Source organism: Azoarcus sp. DD4 (genome assembly GCF_006496635.1).
Classification (GTDB): domain Bacteria; phylum Pseudomonadota; class Gammaproteobacteria; order Burkholderiales; family Rhodocyclaceae; genus Azoarcus.
The window spans coordinates 2,770,822-2,787,808 of the sequence record NZ_CP022958.1 but is presented as its reverse complement, the minus strand read 5'-3'; the positions used below and the strand labels follow the sequence as shown (position 1 = coordinate 2,787,808).

Here is a 16,987-nt window from a genome sequence, read left to right as displayed (position 1 = left end):
GAGCGCGCAATGCATCCGCCAACCGGGGCCGTGCCCCGACAGACGCAGGAGATCGACAGATGTCAGACCAACCGATCATTCGCCGGCGCACAGTGTCGCCCGGCCACGCCATCAGCGACGCGCGGGTCAACAATGCCCGCACCCAGAGCCAGTACCAGCCCTACAAGGACGCCGCCTGGGGCTTCATCAACCACTGGTACCCGGCCGTGTTCAGCAAGGAGCTCGCCGAGGACGAGGTCAAGGGCATCCAGATCTGCGGCATCCCCATCGTGCTGCGCCGGGTCGACGGCAAGGTGTTCGCCTTGAAGGACCAGTGCCTGCACCGCGGCGTGCGCCTCTCTGAAAAGCCGATGTGCTTCAACAAGAAGACCATCTCGTGCTGGTATCACGGCTTCACCTTCGATCTGAAGGACGGCAAGCTCTCCACCATCGTCGCCAACCCCGACGACAAGCTGGTGGGCACCACCGGCATCACCAGCTACCCCACCGAAGAGGTGGCCGGCATGGTCTTCGTCTTCGTGCGCGAGGACGGTTTCCCGGATTCGGACGTGCCCCCGCTCGCCGACGACCTGCCGTTCCGCTTCCCCGAGAACAGCAAGCGCTTCCCGCATCCGCTGTGGCCCGCCGCCCCGAGTCTCCTCGACGACAACGCGGTCGCGCTCGGCATGCACCGCACCGGCTACGGCAACTGGCGCATCGCCTGTGAGAACGGCTTCGACAACGCCCACATCCTGGTCCACAAGGACAACACCATCGTCCATGCGATGGACTGGGTGCTGCCGCTGGGCATCCTGCCCACCGCGGACGACTGCATCACCGTGGTCGAGGATGAAAAGGGCCCCAAGGGCATGATGCAGTGGCTCTTCACCGACAAGTGGGCCCCGGTGCTCGAGAACAAGGAGCTCGGCCTCAAGGTCGAGGGCCTCAATGGCCGCTTCTACCGCACCTCGGTGGTACTGCCCGGCGTGCTCATGGTCGAGAACTGGCCCGGCGAGCACATGGTGCAGTACGAGTGGTACGTGCCCATCACCGACGACCTGCACGAGTACTGGGAGGTGATCGTCAAAGTCTGCCCCACCGAGAAGGCGCGCGGCGACTTCGATTACAAGTTCGAGCGCGTCTACAAGCCGCTGTGCCTGCACGGCTTCAACGACTGCGACCTCTACGCCCGCGAGGCCATGCAGAACTTCTACGCCGACGGCACCGGCTGGGACGACGAGCAACTCGTTGCCACCGACATCTCCCCCATCACCTGGCGCAAGCTCGCCTCGCGCTGGAACCGCGGCATCGCCAAGCCCGGCAAGGGCGTCGCCGGCGCGGTCAAGACACACAGCATCCGCTTCAAGGACACCGCCGAGGGCAAACCGCCCGGCTACTTCGTGGACAAGATCGAGGACTGAGCCGCGCCGTCACTCCCTCCCCTTCAAGGGGAGCGCGGTTCTGTCCCTCCCCCTTCAAAGGGGGAGGTGAGGAGGGGGATGGGGTTCGTCGCCGCGCTGAACCAAGCCCCATCCCCACCCTGACCCAGGAGCCTCCGCTGCGCTCCGTCGTTCAGCGGGTGGCAAACGATGTTTGCCGAAACCCCCGCTTCACCCCCTTGAAGGGGAGGGGACAAAACCACAGCGCGCTCCATCGTCTCCTTGAAGGGAAGCGCCCACGGCGCCTTTGCCAATAACACAACAGACCCCCAGAGAGCCCACATGACCGCCACCCATACCGTCAAGCTCCGCTTCGCCGACGGCGCCATCCGCGCGCTTGAAGTCGGTGCGGAGCAGACCGTGCTCGACGCGGCGCTGGCCGCCGGCGTGCCGCTGCTGCACCAGTGCCGCTCCGGCAGTTGTTCCAGCTGTCTGTCCCATCTCGTCGAGGGCGAGGCGCTGCCGCGTCCCGGATCGAGTTCGACCCTACTGGCGAGCGAGTTCGCCGCCGGCCAGCGCCTGCTGTGCGTGACCCAGCCCAGGGGCGATTGCACCTTCGAACTCGGCTACGGCAGCGAGGAGGGCGCCCAGCCGGTGGTCGAGGCCCATGCCTTCGTCAATGCCATCGAGCCGATCGCCTCCAACGTCGTCAAGCTCTCGCTCGAACTCGCCGAAGGCAGCTGGCTCGCCTGCCGCCCGGGCCAGTTCATCCAGGTGGAAGTACCGGGCGTCGGCGTGCTGCGCAGCTATTCGCCGGTCAGCACCGAAGCCGACCTGCCGCGGCTGGATCTGCTGATCCGGCTGCTGCCGCAGGGTGCGATGACCTCCTGGCTGACCTGCGGCGCCAAGGTCGACGACGTGGTGCGCATCAAGGGCCCCTACGGCGCCTTCTTCCTGCGCGAGAAGCGCCGTGCGCCGCACATCTTCGTCGCCGGCGGGACGGGACTTGCGCCGGTGCTGTCCATGATCGACCGCGTCCGCCAGCTCGGCGGGCGCAAGCCGCCGATGCTGCTTTCGTTCGGCTGCGCGACGCCCGACGTGCTGTTCTACCTCGACGAACTCGAACTGCGCCGCCAGTGGCTGCCGACGCTGGAGACGCGCGTCTGCGTCGACCGCGACAGCAAGGGCGACTTCCACGAAGGCAGCCCGGTATCCGCGCTGACCGCCGCCGATGTGCGCGACCCGGACACCGTGGCCTACCTGTGCGGCCCGCAGGGAATGATAGACGCGGCGACCCGGCGCCTGACCGAGCTGGGCGTGGCGCCGGAAAACATCTTCAGCGAGCAGTTCGTCCCCAGCAATTGAACCCGACCCGGAGCCCAATACCGATGAGCCAAACCACGCCCGTCCCGTTTTCCGGACAACACCAAGAGTGGTACGAACAGGCCTGCGCCCGCATCGACGCGGAGCGGCTGAAGCAGCTGCTGTTCTCGATCACCGACATCCACAGCCCCACCGGCATGGCGCGCGCCGCCAGCGAGTTCATGGCTGCACGGCTGCGCCAGGCCGGTCTCAAGTCGCGCTACATGCCGATGACCGAGACCAGCGGCAACGTGCTCGCCGAATACCGCGGCAGCGGCGGCGGGGCGGCGCTGATGCTGTACGCGCCGATCGACACCCATCTGGACTGCGACGACGCCGAACGCGAGTGGACCGGCGGCGCCACCGACGCCGACATGCAACCGCGCGCCAAGCTGGTCGGCGACTGGGTCTATGGCCTGGGGTCGTCGAACCCCAAGGCCATGGTCGCCACGCTCACCGAGATCGCCACCGCGGTGGTCGAGTCCGGTATCCCGTTGCGCGGAGACCTGCTGGTCGGCATGGCCGACGGCGGCATGCCGGTGGATATCTCCGCACGCCAGCACGCGGGCATGTCCAACGGCGTGCTGCATCTGCTCAACCGCGGCGCGGCAGCCGACTTCGCGGTGGTGATGAAGCCGTGGAACTGGGTCTATCACGAAGAGCCCGGCATGGGCTGGTTCAAGCTGCGGGTGCACGGCACCCTCGGCTACGCCGGTGTGCCGCGCGGCACGCCGGGTTTCCGCAGCTCGGTGGTACCGGCCGCGGCGGTCATCGAGGAGCTGGAGCGCTGGCTGGTCGGCTACGCCGAGTGCAACACCTCCGGCGTGGTCGCGCCGCACGGCTGGATCTCCGGCGTGCGCTCGGGCGACCCGGAACGTGCCGCCTTCCCGTCCGCCGTCACCGAGATCTTCTTCGACGTGCGCATCAACCCGCGCACCACCCCGGCCGACGTGAAGGCCCAGTTCGCCGCCTTCGTCGCCGACCTGCAATCCCGCCGTCCCGAGCTGAAGCTGGATTGGGAGATGTACGGCTCCGTCCCCGGCGGCACCACCGACGAGGGCAACTGGGTGATCCAGTCGGCGCGCCGCGGCTGGGAGCACATCGAAGGCCGCCCGCATGGCGTGCCCGACCTGCTCGGCGGCCAGACCGACGGCACCGCGCTGCGCCGCTACGGCGTGCCGACCGCACGCATCGGCTGGCCGTGGCCGGCGCAGGGCGCGACGGAACCGGTCGCCGAGGGGCTGGGCGGCATGGGAGCGACCTATGTGCCGGACCTGCTGCCGTGCGCGAGAAAGATCATGTACGTGGTGATCGACACGCTGACGCGGGGGAGAGAGGAGTTGGGGTTGTAGTTTTCTCCCTCCCCTTCAAGGGGAGGGCGGGGTGGGGATGGGGTTTGGTCCACCGCGGGGCCCAATCCCATCGCCCTACCAAGCCAAGCGCTTCGCTTCGTCGGTGGGCAGGCGAGGGGGCCGCGCAAACCCCATCCCCACCCCAACCCTCCCCTTGAAGGGGAGGGGGAAGAACCCCAAACGCCCCCCACCGGAGCCCCCCAATGCCCAGAAGAATCAAAATGATCTTCCCCGTCCCGATGAGCGACGCCACCCGGCCTATGGTGGAATCCCAGCTCCCGCCGGGCGTGCGCCGGCCCGACATCGAGGTCGAATTCGTCGGTGCCGGCCGGGTGATGACGCTGGCCGACAGCTACTACGACATGGCCATCATGGAGATGGCGGTGATCGAGGCCGGCATGCGCGCGCAGGACGAAGGCTTCGACGCGGTGTGCATCAACACCGTCAGCGATTCCGGCCTCGCCGCGCTGCGGGCGCGGCTGTCCATCCCGGTGCTGGCGCCGGGACAGAGCGCCTTTCACCTCGCCGCGATGCTCGGCCACCGCTTCTCCATCCTCACCATGTGGCCGCGCTGGTATCCGCTGTATCGCAAGACCATCAAGGAATACGGACTGGAATCGCGGCTTGCCTCGATCCGTTCGATCGACGTGCGGCCGGACGCCGCCGCGCTGTTGTCGGGCAAGGAAGAGGTCGTGTTCGGCAAGCTGGAGGAGGTCGCGCGGGATGCCATCGTTCGCGACGGCGCCGACGTGATCGTGCTCGGCTCCACCACCATGCACCAGTCGCACGCCCACCTCGCCGCCTGCCTGCCGGTGCCGGTGCTCAACCCGGGCGTGGTCGCCTACAAGCTGTGCGAGCTCTTCCTCGACCTCGGCCTCGCCCACAGCAAGCTCGCCTATCCGTCTCCCGAAACCATCAAGGACGGCGCCTTCTACGCCGCACACAGCGAGGTGAATGCATGAGCACGCAAGCCACACCCACACCCGAGAGCCGCTTCGTCACCGTCGACGGCCTGCGCCTGCATTACCTGGAGATCGACGGCCCGCAGGATGGCCTTCCGGTGATCTTCACCCACGGCGGCGGACCGGGCAGCACCGGCTGGAGCAACTTCCGCCTGTCCGCACAAGCCTTCTCGCGTCATCACCGCTGCTACTTCCTCGACCTGCCGCAGTACGGCAAGTCGGACATGGTGGTGGTCGACGGGCCGGTGTTCAGCTGGCACGCACAGAAGCTGCTCGGCTTCATGGACGCGCTCGGCATCGCCCGCGCCCACCTGGTGAACCAGAGCTTCGGCGGCTGCGTCGCGATCCGCCTCGCCGTGGACCACGGCGAGCGCATCGGCCGCATGGTGCTGATCGGCTCGCAGCCGGTCGCCCACGGCGTCATCGATCCGCTGCCGCTCGCCAGCAAGCACGCCCGCGGCATCTTCCCCGACTACTTCCGCGACAGCGGCGGGCCCAGCCTGGAGAAGATGCGCGCGCTGATCGCCCGGCTCGAATTCCACGACGACCGCCGCGTCGACGACGAGAACGTGCGCCTGCGCTACGAGGCCAGCATCAATCCGGCCTTCCTCCAGCTGTTGAAAACGCCAGGCTTCTTCGGCCAGCCCGAGGACCTCACCGCGCTGCTGCCGCAGGTGAAGGTGCCCACCATGATCTTCTGGGGCCTGCACGACTGGTTCGGCGGCGTCGACGTGCCGATGCTGATGCTCAACCGCTTCGCCGACGGACGCCTGCATGTCGTCGGCAACGCCGCCCACCACCTGCAGACCGAGCGGCCTGACGAGTTCAACGCCGCCGCGCTCGCCTTCCTCGGAGGCTACGCCACATGAACGGGAAGGTCGGCGGCCTGCACGATCTCGAACTCGCCGAAGTCGCGACCCTGCTGCGCGAGCGGGCGGTGTCGCCGGTCGAGCTCACGCGGCACATGTTCGGCCGCATCCGCGCACTCGACGGCCGCCTGCATGCCTATGCGCGCTTGATGGAAGACGAGGCGCTGCAGACCGCCACGCAGGCCGAGGCCGAGATTGCCGCCGGACGCTATCGCGGTCCGCTGCACGGCGTGCCGGTGGCGGTGAAGGATCTGTTCTGGACGCGCGGCACCGTCACCGCGGCCGGCACCACGGTATTCGCCGACTTCGTGCCGGACGAGGACGCCACCGTGGTGCGCCGCCTGCGCGAGGCCGGTGCGGTAATCCTGGGCAAGCTGCAGATGACCGAGGGCGCCTTCGCCACCCACCATCCGACGCTGGTGCCGCCGGTCAATCCCTGGGGCGCGGAGCACTGGACCGGCGCCTCGTCGAGCGGCTCGGGCGTGGCGACCGCGGCCGGCCTGTGCTTCGCCGCGCTCGGCACCGACACCGGCGGCTCGATCCGCTTCCCCGCAGCCGCCAACGGACTGTCGGGCCTCAAACCGGGCTGGGGCAGGGTGAGCCGTCACGGCGTGTTCGCCCTCGCGCCCACGCTCGATCACGTCGGACCGATGGCGCGCAGCGTGCGCGACGTGGCACTGGTCTACGCCGCCATCGCCGGCCACGATGGGCTCGATCCCACCTCGCTGCCCGACCTGCCGGCGAGTCCAGCACGCGCCGACATCGCCGGGCTGCGGGTCGGCGTCGACCCAGCCTGGAACGCGCGCGGCTCGGATGCCGAAGTGCTGGCCGGCTGCGCCCGCATGCTGGACGCGCTGGCGGAGCAGGGCGCCGAGATCGTCGAACTCGCGCTGCCGGAGTCCTGGCACATCGCGGGCGCATGGGAACTGCTGTGCGGGGTGCAGACCGCGGTCGCCCACGCGCGCACCTACCCGGCCCGGGCGGCGGAATACGGTCCGGCGCTTGCCCGCCTGATCGACGTCGGTCGCGCCGCCGACGCCATGACCTACCACCGCGCCCAGCTCGACGCTCTCGACTACACCGGCCGCATGGACGAGGCGCTTGCCCGCATCGATCTGCTGCTCGCCCCGGTTCAGCCCTTCGCCGCGCCGACGCACGAGCGCCTGGCCGAACTGGCGCAGAGCCCTGAGCTCAACCAGCGCCTGATCCAGTACACCGCACCGATCAACGTCAGCGGCCATCCCTCGCTGGTGCTGCCCTGCGGCCTGACCGCCGGCGGCATGCCGCTCGGCTGCCAGCTGATCGCCCGCAAGGGCGGCGAGGCCACGCTGCTGCGCGCCGGCGCTGCGGTGCAGGCGGTTACCGCCTGGCACCGCACCCACCCGCCGCTCTGAATGCAGCCCGATCAACGCCCAACCCGGAGAGAAACGATGAGCCCGACCCCGCCCCACGAAGGCGCCAAACCGGCCGCCGGCCCAACGCTGGCCGAAGCAGCCGCGCAGATCGCCGCCGGCAGCCTCAGCTGCGAGGCGCTGATGCGCGACTGCATCGCACGCGCCCAAGCCCACCCCGAGCTCAACATCTTCATCACCCTGGATACAGAAGGCGCGCTCGCCGCCGCCCGCTACGCCGACCACGCGCGTGCCGCCGGCAAGGCGCAGGGGCCGCTGGCCGGCCTGCCGCTGGTGGTGAAGGACAACATCCACGCCGCCGGATTGCCCGCCACCGCCGGCACCCCTGCGCTGGCCGGTTTCGTCCCCGCCACGGACGCACCCACGGTGCGCAAACTGCGCGAAGCCGGCGCCGTGGTGCTGGGCAAGACCAACATGCACGAACTGGCCTTCGGCGCCACCGGCTACAACCACGGCTTCCACCACCCGGACAGCGTCGGCGTGCGCAATCCCTACGACGCCACCCGCATCGCCGGCGGTTCGTCTTCCGGCAGCGCCGCCGCGCTCGGCGCCCGCATGGCGCTGGCCGCGCTCGGCACCGATACCGGCGGCTCGATGCGGATTCCGTGCGCGCTCAACGGCTGCGCCTCGCTGCGCCCGTCCTGGGGACGCTACTCCGGCGAGGGCGTGATCCCGATCGCCAACAGCCGCGACACCGTCGGGCCGATGGCGCTGTGCATGGCCGATGTTGCGTTGCTGGACGCCCTCATCACCGGCGAGCCGGCACTCCCCCCGGTACGGCTCGACAGCCTGCGGCTCGGCGTGGTCGCCGGTTACTGGGCCAACCTCGACGCCGACACCCGGGTGCTGGCCGAGGCGGCGGTGAAGAAGCTCGAAGCCGCCGGGGTGAGCTTCGTCGAGGTGCCGGATGCGCGCCTGCAGGAACTCAACGAGCCGATCGGCTTCCCGGTGGTGTTCCACGAGGCTTACGGCGACATGGTCGCCTACCTGAGCGAACAGGGGCCGGGCATCGGCATCGAGGCGCTCTACGAGCAGATCGCCAGCCCCGACGTGAAGGGCATCTACAAGGACCTGGTGCTGCCGCGCAAGACCTTCGGCCCGGACGGCAGCCTGGTCGACGTCGGCCCGGTTTATCAGGAGGCGGTGCGTTACGGTCGTCCGGCATTGAAGGCGCGCTACCGCGAGCTGTTCGAGCGTTACCGGTTGGACGCCTTCGTGTTCCCGACCACGCCTGTCGTAGCGCCACTGGCACGCCCCGAGGTCAGCCTGCCGGAGAACTTCCACCTGCTCATCCAGAACACCGAACCCGCCGCGAGTGCCGGCCTCGCGTCGATCCAGTTGCCGATCGGCCTCGGCCCGCAGACCGGCTTGCCGGTCGGCATGGAACTCGACGGCCCGGCGGGCAGCGACCGCCGCATGCTTGCCATCGGCATCGCGCTGGAGGCGGTGCTGGGGCGGGTGCCGTCGGCGTTCTGACAGCGCGGAGCAAAGTCCACGGATTTGCAGCCCGCTTTGCCTGACGGCGAGCGGGTTTTTTCGTTTGCGACGAAGCCCGACCGGCCGCAGGGGCTGCTCCTCCCGTGAAGGGTAGGGAGCAAACCGCTGGCGCCCTGGAACCGCCAATCCAATTTCCTCTTTACGGAACAACACCAATGAGCAACCTGCAAGACAAAATCGTCATCGTCACCGGCGGCGGCAGTGGCATGGGCCGCGATGCCTGCCTGGCCCTCGCGCATGCCGGCGCCCGGGTAGTGATCGGCAACCGCCGCGCAGAGGAGGGCGAGGCGGTGGTCGAAGCGATCCGCGCGCTCGGCGGACAGGCGGTGTTCCGCGTCACCGACGTGTCCCGCCCGGAGGACTGCGCCGCGCTGGTGCGCTGCGCGCTCGAGCACTACGGCCGGCTCGACGGCGCCTTCAACAACGCCGGCCTGCAGCGCGACTTCGGCGACATCCACGAGACACCCGACGCCGACCTGTCCGAGGTGATAGACATCAACCTCAAGGGCGTGCTCTACATGATGAAGTACGAGGCTGCGGCCATGCTGGCGGGCGGCGGCGGCGCCATCGTCAACAACAGTTCGATCTTCGGCCTGAAGGCCATGCCGCGGCTGGCCTACTACGTCGCCGCCAAGCACGGCATCGTCGGCGCGACCCGCGCCGTGGCGCTGGACTACGCGGAACGCGGCATCCGCGTGAATGCGGTGTGCCCCGGGCCGATCAAGACACCGAGCTACGACCGCGTCACCGGCGGCGACGACCACATGTACGACGAAGGCGTGCCGATGCGCCGGATCGGCATGCCGGGTGAGGTCAGCGCCGCGGTGCTGTGGCTGCTGTCGGCGCAGTCGTCCTACGTGACCGGGGCAGTGCTGCCGGTGGATGGGGGGATGAGTGCGGGATAGGGGGAAAGGGCTCTACCGGGCGACGACGATGTAGCGTCCGCAAGCCAGCTCCTTCCCCTTCAAGGGGAAGGCGGGGATGGGGATGGGGTTCCGGGCGATGGAACTGGCTCACAAACTAACCCCATCCCCACCCCAACCCTCCCCTTGAAGGGAAGGGAGCAAAAGCGGGCCAGCCGACAGGCCCGCTTTCATCACAACCAGTTAAGCGAAAAAAAAGGGGGCACCAACAGCAACCCCTCTTCATTTCCTGCCACACGGGCGGTGCCGCGGCACCGCCCGAACCCCAGCTCAGCGACCCGCCGCCTGCAGCGTCTGCAGGGTGAAGTCCTTGGCGCTCATGCCGGCGACGTTGGTCTTCCACGAGCCGGAATCCACCAGGAACACGGTGGCATGGTTGCGCTGGAAGTCGATGATGGCGCCGCCCGCGCTGCGCACGTCGGTGAAGCCGTCCTCCGCCTTGGCCGGGTAGGAGTGGAATTCCATCATCTTCCAGAATTCGCCCTTGCGGTTGTAGGCCTCGCCGTAATAGATGCGCGGGTACTTGGTATCGACGTAGAGCACCTTCTTGCTGTACGGGTGCTCCGCCGGCGTGGTCGCCTCGATCACATAGACTTCGCGCGGCTCGTAGGCGTTGTTGTTCATGTTCCAGAACGGCGCCTTGTCTTCGAGCACCGGGTACTTCTCGCCGAAGGTCTTGCCGTTGCGGTTCCACAGCGGCGTCTTGCTGTGGGCGACGGCGAGCACCATGCGCTTGCCCAGCATCTTGTAGCCCGGGTACCAGCAGGGGCGGGCGTTGAAGATCTCGAGGTCGTCCTGCAGCTGGTCGGAGGAACCCACCGGGTCCATCCAGGCGCCACCGGACAGGCGCCGCACGCGCCGCACCGCCGGAATGTAGGCCCACACGTCCGGCACCTTGGCGTTGTCGTACATCACCGTGAAGGTCCCCAGGCCCTTCATGTCGGACGGCGCCTTGAAGTACAACAACTGGCGGCCGCGTTCGCCACCGTCGCCCTCGACCGCGTCGCCGGACAGGCGGCCCTTCATCGAATAGCGGATGAATTCGGCCACCGGTTCGGCATGCACGCCCTTTTCGCCGTCGATCAGCACCTGGGTGAAGAAGGGTGCGTGGGCGAGGTCGCCGGAAAGCTGGCCGAGGTGCCAGTTCCAGATCACCTTCTCGGCCGCCTGCGGGTCCTTCATGTCGATGTCGGGGAAGGGCTGGCCAGCCTGCCAGCCGTCGACCTGACAGGTCTCGCCATTGATCTTGGTCTTGCCGGCGTTGGCGGCAGAGGCCTTGACCCACTTGGGATCGAGCGGAATCTCCTTGGACTTGGCCAGCGGCACCTTCATGCCGTTGTTGCGGATGCGCCATTCCATCTTTTCGGTCAGCAGGCTTGCGACCGTATGACCTTCGAAAGTATCGCTCTTGATCTTGTCGATGTTCTCGGCCGAAATCACCGTGCCGGCCGGCAGTTCGGCGGCATGGGCAAGGCCTGCTGCGGCCAGCGCGAGGGTGGCCGCGACGAGGCGCAGCACGGGCTTGTTGATCGTTTTCATGAGGTTGCTCCGGGGGTCAGAACAGGTAGGTCAGGCTGGTGTAGAGCTGGTCGCGCTTGTGGAAGTAGCCGAACAGCGCCGACTTGTCGCACATGCCGGCATTGGGCGGTGCGCACTCACCGGCGTCGCGGCTTTCGTTATTCCAGAACTTGTCGTACTCGACCTTCCAGCGCCAGTTCTTGGCCAGCTCGACAGTCACCGAAGGCACGGCGAAACCGCCACCGTTGGTCAGGTCGGTGCCCACCACCAGCTCGGGGCGGACGCGGCCGTTGTCGTAGCTGAGGCTGAAGATGCCGGTCAGCAGCATGTTGTGTTCCTTGGCCCGGCCACCCCAGCCGACCGAGTTCAGCAGGCGGTCGCCGCCGTCGTAGTCGAGGATCCATTTGTCGAACAGCTGGACCGAGAAGAACATCGGCTTCTCGGTGCCCAGCAGGGACTGGGTGAAGGCCAGGTTCTTGTCCATGCGCAGCATCCAGGCCAGCACGTTCTTGTGCTTGACGCCATCGAAACCGGGCGCGACGTTCTGGCTGGCGAGCGAACCCGGAACCGCCGAGAAGTTGTACGGCGCATCCTTGATGTAGGCGACCTCGGTGCTGAACACCGCGTCGGCCCAGTCGGCATAGCCGCTGGCGGTGAAGCCGAAGATGTCGACGATGGGGTAGATGATGTCGCCGAACAGGCCGTTGGTGTCCGCACGCCCTTCGGTCTTCACCGAGCTGAAGCCGGGGATGCCGTTGAACTTGCTCGTCCCGTTCATGATCGGGTTCGGCCAGTAGGTCTTCAGGTAGGACAGCGAATAGTTGATGTCGCCGGCCATGCCGCTCCAGCGGATGCCGCCGGTGACGTCGCGCACGTCGCCTTCATCGTTCTCGTAGTCGTAGGGGTCGATGTTGCGGAAGTCGACGCCGGCCCACGGATGGCTGGACCAGCGGCCGCCGTAGATCTCGAGTTCGGTGCCGATGTCGCTCTTGCGGTCCCAGCCCGGGCGGATGAACATCTCGACGCCGCCGTCGAGTTCGGGCACGTCGATGTTCACCTTGGCCATGATGTTGGCCTTGCGCAGTTCCTCGTTGGCCGGCTCCAGGAACGAACGCCAGGTCCAGTCGAAGCCGTGCACCATGTCGTTGGCGGCGAAGAAATCGGTCTCGCCCCAGGCGATCTGCTGCTTGCCCAAGCGCACCCGGGTGCGCTCGCCCAGCCCGAAATCGACGTACAGCTCGCGGACGACGTCGCTGATGTCGTTGCGGTTGTAGAGATCCATGATGTCGCCATCGTGGTAGTTGTTCGCCCCCATTTTCTCCAGGTGGCGCAGGAAGGGCGTCTGCACTTCGCCGACGGCGCGCAGCTTGGCCACCACCGAGACGTTCTCGGTGGCCTTCCAGTCAATGTTCAGGCGCGCGGTGCTGCGGGCCATCGACAGCTTGCCGCGGTCGTCGTAGCCCGGCGTGTCCTCCCAGTTCTGCATGTTCCACGACAGTTCCTGGCGCAGGTAGCCGTCGATCTTGAGATTGCCGTCCTCCGCATGGACGGGGAGGGCCGGCAACGCGAAGGCGATGGCGATCGCGGTGCCCAGGAGGGCGCGGGCAGGCCTGGTCTTGCTGCTTCTCTTCTTCATGGATGCTCCCTTGGGGTGAGTCGAATAGGTGCTGCGCTGAGAGACGGAGAACAGGTTCAGGCGGCGGCCGGGCGCAAGCCCGCGAGCACGGGCTTCTCCTGGCGGCCGAAGATGAAGGCGGGGCGGAAGACGTAGATCACCGACGGCATCACGAACAGCGCCGAAGCGGCCGAGACGCCGAGCCAGATCGCCATCAGCAGGCCCATCTCGGCCTGGAAGCGCAACGACGAGGCCCACCACAGCAGGGTGCTGAAGATCAGCACGCTGGCGGTGACCAGCACGCCCATGCCGGCCGAGTGCAGCGCCTCGTGGATCGCGTGCTCCGGCGTGCTGCCGGCGGCGATTTCTTCCTTGATGCGGTCGGCCACGTAGAAGGCGTAATCGACGCCCAGGCCGATGCCCAGCGCGGCCACCGGCACGGTGTTGATGTTCATGCCGATGCCCTTCCAGGCCATGAAGCTGAAGGTGAGCGTGTTGGAGATGATCACCGGCACCATGAACAACATGCCGGCCACGGTGGAGCGGTAGACCACGGTGCAGATCACCACCAGCACGAAGAGTGCGAGCGCGATGTGCTCGATCTGGCTGGACAGGATCACCTCGTTCACCGCCGCCATCACCCCGATCAGCCCGCCGGCGAGCTGCCACTTGCCCTCGGTGAGCGGATGGGTGTCGATGAACTCCTTGATGCGCGCCACCGCGGTGCGGATGGTCTCGCCCTGGCGGTCGCGGAACATCATGGTCACCGCGCCGTTGGCGTAGGCGGTGTCGGTGAAGCGGTCCATGTCGCCCGGTTCGGACACCGAATCGAGGATGGCCACCAGGCTGCCGTTCACCGCCTGGCTCTCGCCCAGTTCCAGGTAGCGCGGGTTGCCCTCGCGCAGCGTGCTGTTGACCACCGGAATCACGTCGGCGATGGACAGCGAGCCGCCGACCTCGGGCTGGGCCTCGATGAAGCGCTGGAAGCTGTTCATTGCGTGCAGCACTTCGTTGGACTTGACCAGGCCTTCCTTGCCGTCTTCGCCGATGACGATGAACATCCGGTCCACGCCCTGGAAGCGCTGGTTGATGGCCGCCGAATCGACGTTGTACTTGGCCTCCGGCCACAGGATGGGCGAACCCGGGTTGGCGTCGCCCACCTTCAGGTGGAAGGCGTAGTAGCCCGACACCGCCATCACCACCACGCTGCAGCCGATCACCGCGTAGCGGAAGCGCGAGGTCGCCATCCATACGCCGAAATCGAGCACCTTGCGCAGAATCGGCGCGAAATCCACCGGATGCACCGTGCCGTGCGGGCGGCGGATGTAGGACAGCAGCACCGGGGTCAGGATCACCGCGCTGATCGTCAGCGTGGACACCCACACCACCGACAGCAGCGTCAGCTTCTGCAGCATCGGAATGGGCGACAGCGCCACCACCGCCATGCAGGCGGCGTCGGCGATCACGCCCAGCATGCCGGGGCGGAAGAGGTCGGCGAGCGCCACCTTGGCGGCAATGCGGGCGCTGTCGGCGTCGGGCGGGATCACCGCCAGTTCGTCGTCGAAGCGGTTGACGATCTGCACCGAGTGCGACACTGCCCGCGAGGTGATCAGCATTGCCACCACGATCACCAGCGGTTCGAAATGCACCTTCAGCAGGTGGCAGATGCCCAGCGCCCAGATCGCGCTCACCACGCCGGCCAGCAGCGGCAGCAGCACGCCGCGCCAGGTACGCAGCAGCACGAAGAGCATCGCCAGGGTCAGCGCCATCGCCGCGGCGATCAGGTTGATCGTCTCCGGCACGTAGTGGTTCACCCAGCCGTACAGCATCGGGTCACCGACCACGCGGATGCTCACCGTGCCGTCATCGACGCGGGCGATCAGGTCGCGGATCTCGTGGAACACGGTGGCGTAGTCCACCTCGCGGTCGATGAAGTCGACCGTGATCAACGTCGCCTGCAGATCCTTGGACACATAGGGGCCGTACACCAGCGGATTGCGCAGCACCGAATCGCGCAGGGCTGCCATTGCCTCGGCGCTGGCGGGCAGGTCGGGCCACATCAGCGGCTTGGTCTCGATGCCGTCGGTCGAGGCGCGCACCTCCTTCAGCTTCTTGGAGGCGAGCGAGGTGATCTGGTAGGGATTGACCGCCGACACCTCGCGCAGGCCGAGGGTGATGGTGCGCACCTTGTCGAGCACCTTTGCGTCGAAGATCTCGCCCTGGTCCACCTCGACCATGATCGTGACCATGTTCGAGCCGCCGAAGGTGTCCTTGAACTTCTGGTGGGTCTGGATGTACTCGTGGCGCGACGGCAGCATGTCCTCGAACACGGTGCGCACTTCCACATGCAGCGCGAACCACGACAGGACCAGGGTCAGCACGGCGAGCGCGCCCACGACCCAGTTGCGCCGACGGATACATGTCTCGGCTATGCGTTCGATCATTTTTCTGCTCTCTGATTTGGGTGAGATGCGGGAGCGGGCCCGGTTCAGTTGCCCAGCGTGGTCCAGGCGCGGCCGTCCCAGCGGCCGATGTTGGCGCCGGCGAACCAGGCTCCGTCCTTGATCGGCAGCACCCGCGTGTGCCAGGACAGGTCGCGTTCGTCGAGGCGGCCGGTCTGCCACCTGGCGGCGTCGGCATCGGCCGAGATCCAGCGCCCGAGCGCCCCGGAGCCGATCCAGCGTTGCTGCGCCGTATCCCAGGCGATGTCGAAGAGGTGGTCGTGGATGCCGAGCTCCGCCGCCCTCCAGTTACGGCCGCCGTCGCGCGTTTCGAGCACTACGCCCTCCAGGCCCACCGCCACGCCGTGGTCCGCATCGCGGAAGGCGACCGCCATCAGCGAGCTCGCCACCGGCGCGGGCGTTTCGGTCCAGCTGGCGCCGCCGTCGTCGCTGGTCAGGATGCGGCCGAACTCGCCGACCACCACGACGCGCGAGGCACCGATGAGCGCCACGTCGTTCCAGGCCAGATCCTCCTCGTCGCGCAGCCGCGACCAGGTCGCACCGTAGTCGCGGGTCATCAGCAACGCGCCCATCTCGCCGCTTGCGATGGCGATGCCGTCCGCCCCGGTCTCGATGCGGGTGAGCTTGTTGGCAACCTCGGAGCGCGGCACGTCGGCAACCTGCTGCCAGCTCGCGCCGCCGTCGGCCGACACCAGGATCACGCCGTCGTTGCCGACCGCGACCGCGCGCGTGGCATCCCAGGTTGCGATGTCCTGCAAGGTCTGCCCAGACGGCACCGGCACGCGCTCGACCTGCCGGGAAGCCGGATCGATGCGCAGGATCTTGCCGCCCGATCCGACCGCCAGCAGGCGGTCCTCGGCCGCAGCGGTAATGCCGTAGTAGTGGTCGCGGCGCTCCAGCACGGGCGGCTGCAGCGTCGCGCCGACCGGTTGCGGCTTGACGAAGAGGCCGGCCCACAGCAGGCCGCCGATGATGGCCCAGGGCAGGGCGGAGACGACGTAGCCGCCCATCGACCGTGCCGGCGCCTGGCCGGTGTGCCGGGCGGCAGGGGAGTCGGCCGCGGCGGGCGGCGGGGAGTGGGAAGCGAGCTGGTCTGGCATGCGGTCCATGTCGTTGTGTCAGGTCTGTTGTGGGGCAAAGCCTAGGCGGCTTCTTGTGCCCTCTAAGCTAGAGCCCGGCCGTGCGCGGGACTATCCACGCAACGCAAGCCTTATCCCTTGCGCGCAAGTGAATCCGCGGTACCCCCCGAAGGCGGGCGGCACCCTTCGGCAAACGACCGCCGGGCATCAGCCGACACGGCCATCCTGCTGTTCGGAAAGGCTTTTTCAGAAAATGACAACGGCAAACAGGAAGCGCCTGCGCAGGCGTTTTCGGAACTGTCCCGATGCACTTGCAGGACGGTCATGGCACCGGCGAAGGGATGGCTGAAGGGGGGCGGCAAGAGCGGACCGCGCATCGCGCCGAGTGCTTTATTTATTTTGGAATCGTTCTTGCTTAAAGCACCTTGCGACGGCGTCCGACGCGTTCAAAGCAGCGGCAAGCGCGACCGGACGGCCCGCCGGCTGCACCAGGCTGGCGCCGACGGCACCCCGACGGTGCAGATCCTGGCGCCGTCACCACCACGGCGGTGCCGTAAGCGCCGCCCCAGGCGAAGACC

The 16,987-nt window shown here is 67.7% G+C and carries 12 protein-coding genes; 8 read left to right on the top strand and 4 right to left on the bottom strand.

Annotated features, from left to right (window positions below):
• Positions 1-59 precede the first annotated feature (59 nt).
• The 8 genes from CJ010_RS12845 to CJ010_RS12810 all read left to right on the top strand — a co-directional run bounded on the left by CJ010_RS12845 (position 60) and on the right by CJ010_RS12810 (position 9,717).
• Positions 60-1,400 carry a Rieske 2Fe-2S domain-containing protein gene (locus tag CJ010_RS12845; protein WP_141018399.1) on the top strand — a complete coding sequence of 447 codons (1,341 nt, stop codon included), beginning with the start codon at positions 60-62 and terminating at the stop codon, positions 1,398-1,400.
• 300 nt (positions 1,401-1,700) lie between these two features.
• Complete coding sequence (locus CJ010_RS12840) at positions 1,701-2,723, top strand: 2Fe-2S iron-sulfur cluster binding domain-containing protein (protein WP_141018398.1); 1,023 nt, start codon at positions 1,701-1,703, stop codon at positions 2,721-2,723.
• A 23-nt stretch (positions 2,724-2,746) separates the two neighbouring features.
• Positions 2,747-4,072, top strand: a complete 1,326-nt coding sequence (locus CJ010_RS12835; protein WP_141018397.1) for a M20 family metallopeptidase — start codon at positions 2,747-2,749, stop codon at positions 4,070-4,072.
• 221 nt (positions 4,073-4,293) lie between these two features.
• On the top strand, positions 4,294-5,034 hold the full coding sequence (locus tag CJ010_RS12830; protein WP_240794356.1) for an aspartate/glutamate racemase family protein: 741 nt from the start codon (positions 4,294-4,296) through the stop codon (positions 5,032-5,034).
• Positions 5,031-5,903 carry an alpha/beta fold hydrolase gene (locus tag CJ010_RS12825; protein ID WP_141018395.1) on the top strand — a complete coding sequence of 291 codons (873 nt, stop codon included), beginning with the start codon at positions 5,031-5,033 and terminating at the stop codon, positions 5,901-5,903. Before CJ010_RS12830 ends, CJ010_RS12825 begins: the two co-directional genes overlap by 4 nt.
• Positions 5,900-7,297 carry an amidase gene (locus CJ010_RS12820; protein WP_141018394.1) on the top strand — a complete coding sequence of 466 codons (1,398 nt, stop codon included), beginning with the start codon at positions 5,900-5,902 and terminating at the stop codon, positions 7,295-7,297. Before CJ010_RS12825 ends, CJ010_RS12820 begins: the two co-directional genes overlap by 4 nt.
• A gap of 36 nt (positions 7,298-7,333) precedes the next feature.
• Positions 7,334-8,791: an indoleacetamide hydrolase gene (gene iaaH / locus CJ010_RS12815; RefSeq protein WP_141018393.1), complete on the top strand. Its 1,458-nt coding sequence runs from the start codon at positions 7,334-7,336 to the stop codon at positions 8,789-8,791.
• A gap of 176 nt (positions 8,792-8,967) precedes the next feature.
• Positions 8,968-9,717: an SDR family NAD(P)-dependent oxidoreductase gene (locus CJ010_RS12810; RefSeq protein ID WP_141018392.1), complete on the top strand. Its 750-nt coding sequence runs from the start codon at positions 8,968-8,970 to the stop codon at positions 9,715-9,717.
• A 288-nt stretch (positions 9,718-10,005) separates the two neighbouring features.
• Here CJ010_RS12810 and CJ010_RS12805 read toward each other — a convergent pair whose 3' ends face one another.
• From CJ010_RS12805 to CJ010_RS12790, 4 genes are read right to left on the bottom strand one after another with little or no spacing between them, the layout of a single operon-like run.
• Positions 10,006-11,274, bottom strand: coding sequence for a DUF1329 domain-containing protein (locus CJ010_RS12805; RefSeq protein ID WP_141018391.1), 1,269 nt, complete (start codon positions 11,272-11,274; stop codon positions 10,006-10,008).
• A gap of 16 nt (positions 11,275-11,290) precedes the next feature.
• A complete protein-coding gene (locus CJ010_RS12800) occupies positions 11,291-12,889 on the bottom strand; it encodes a DUF1302 family protein (RefSeq protein WP_141018390.1) in 1,599 nt (532 codons plus the stop codon).
• 56 nt (positions 12,890-12,945) lie between these two features.
• Positions 12,946-15,312, bottom strand: coding sequence for an RND family transporter (locus tag CJ010_RS12795; RefSeq protein WP_141018389.1), 2,367 nt, complete (start codon positions 15,310-15,312; stop codon positions 12,946-12,948).
• A 44-nt stretch (positions 15,313-15,356) separates the two neighbouring features.
• Positions 15,357-16,439, bottom strand: coding sequence for a YCF48-related protein (locus CJ010_RS12790; protein ID WP_240794355.1), 1,083 nt, complete (start codon positions 16,437-16,439; stop codon positions 15,357-15,359).
• Between the last annotated feature and the right edge of the window lie 548 nt (positions 16,440-16,987).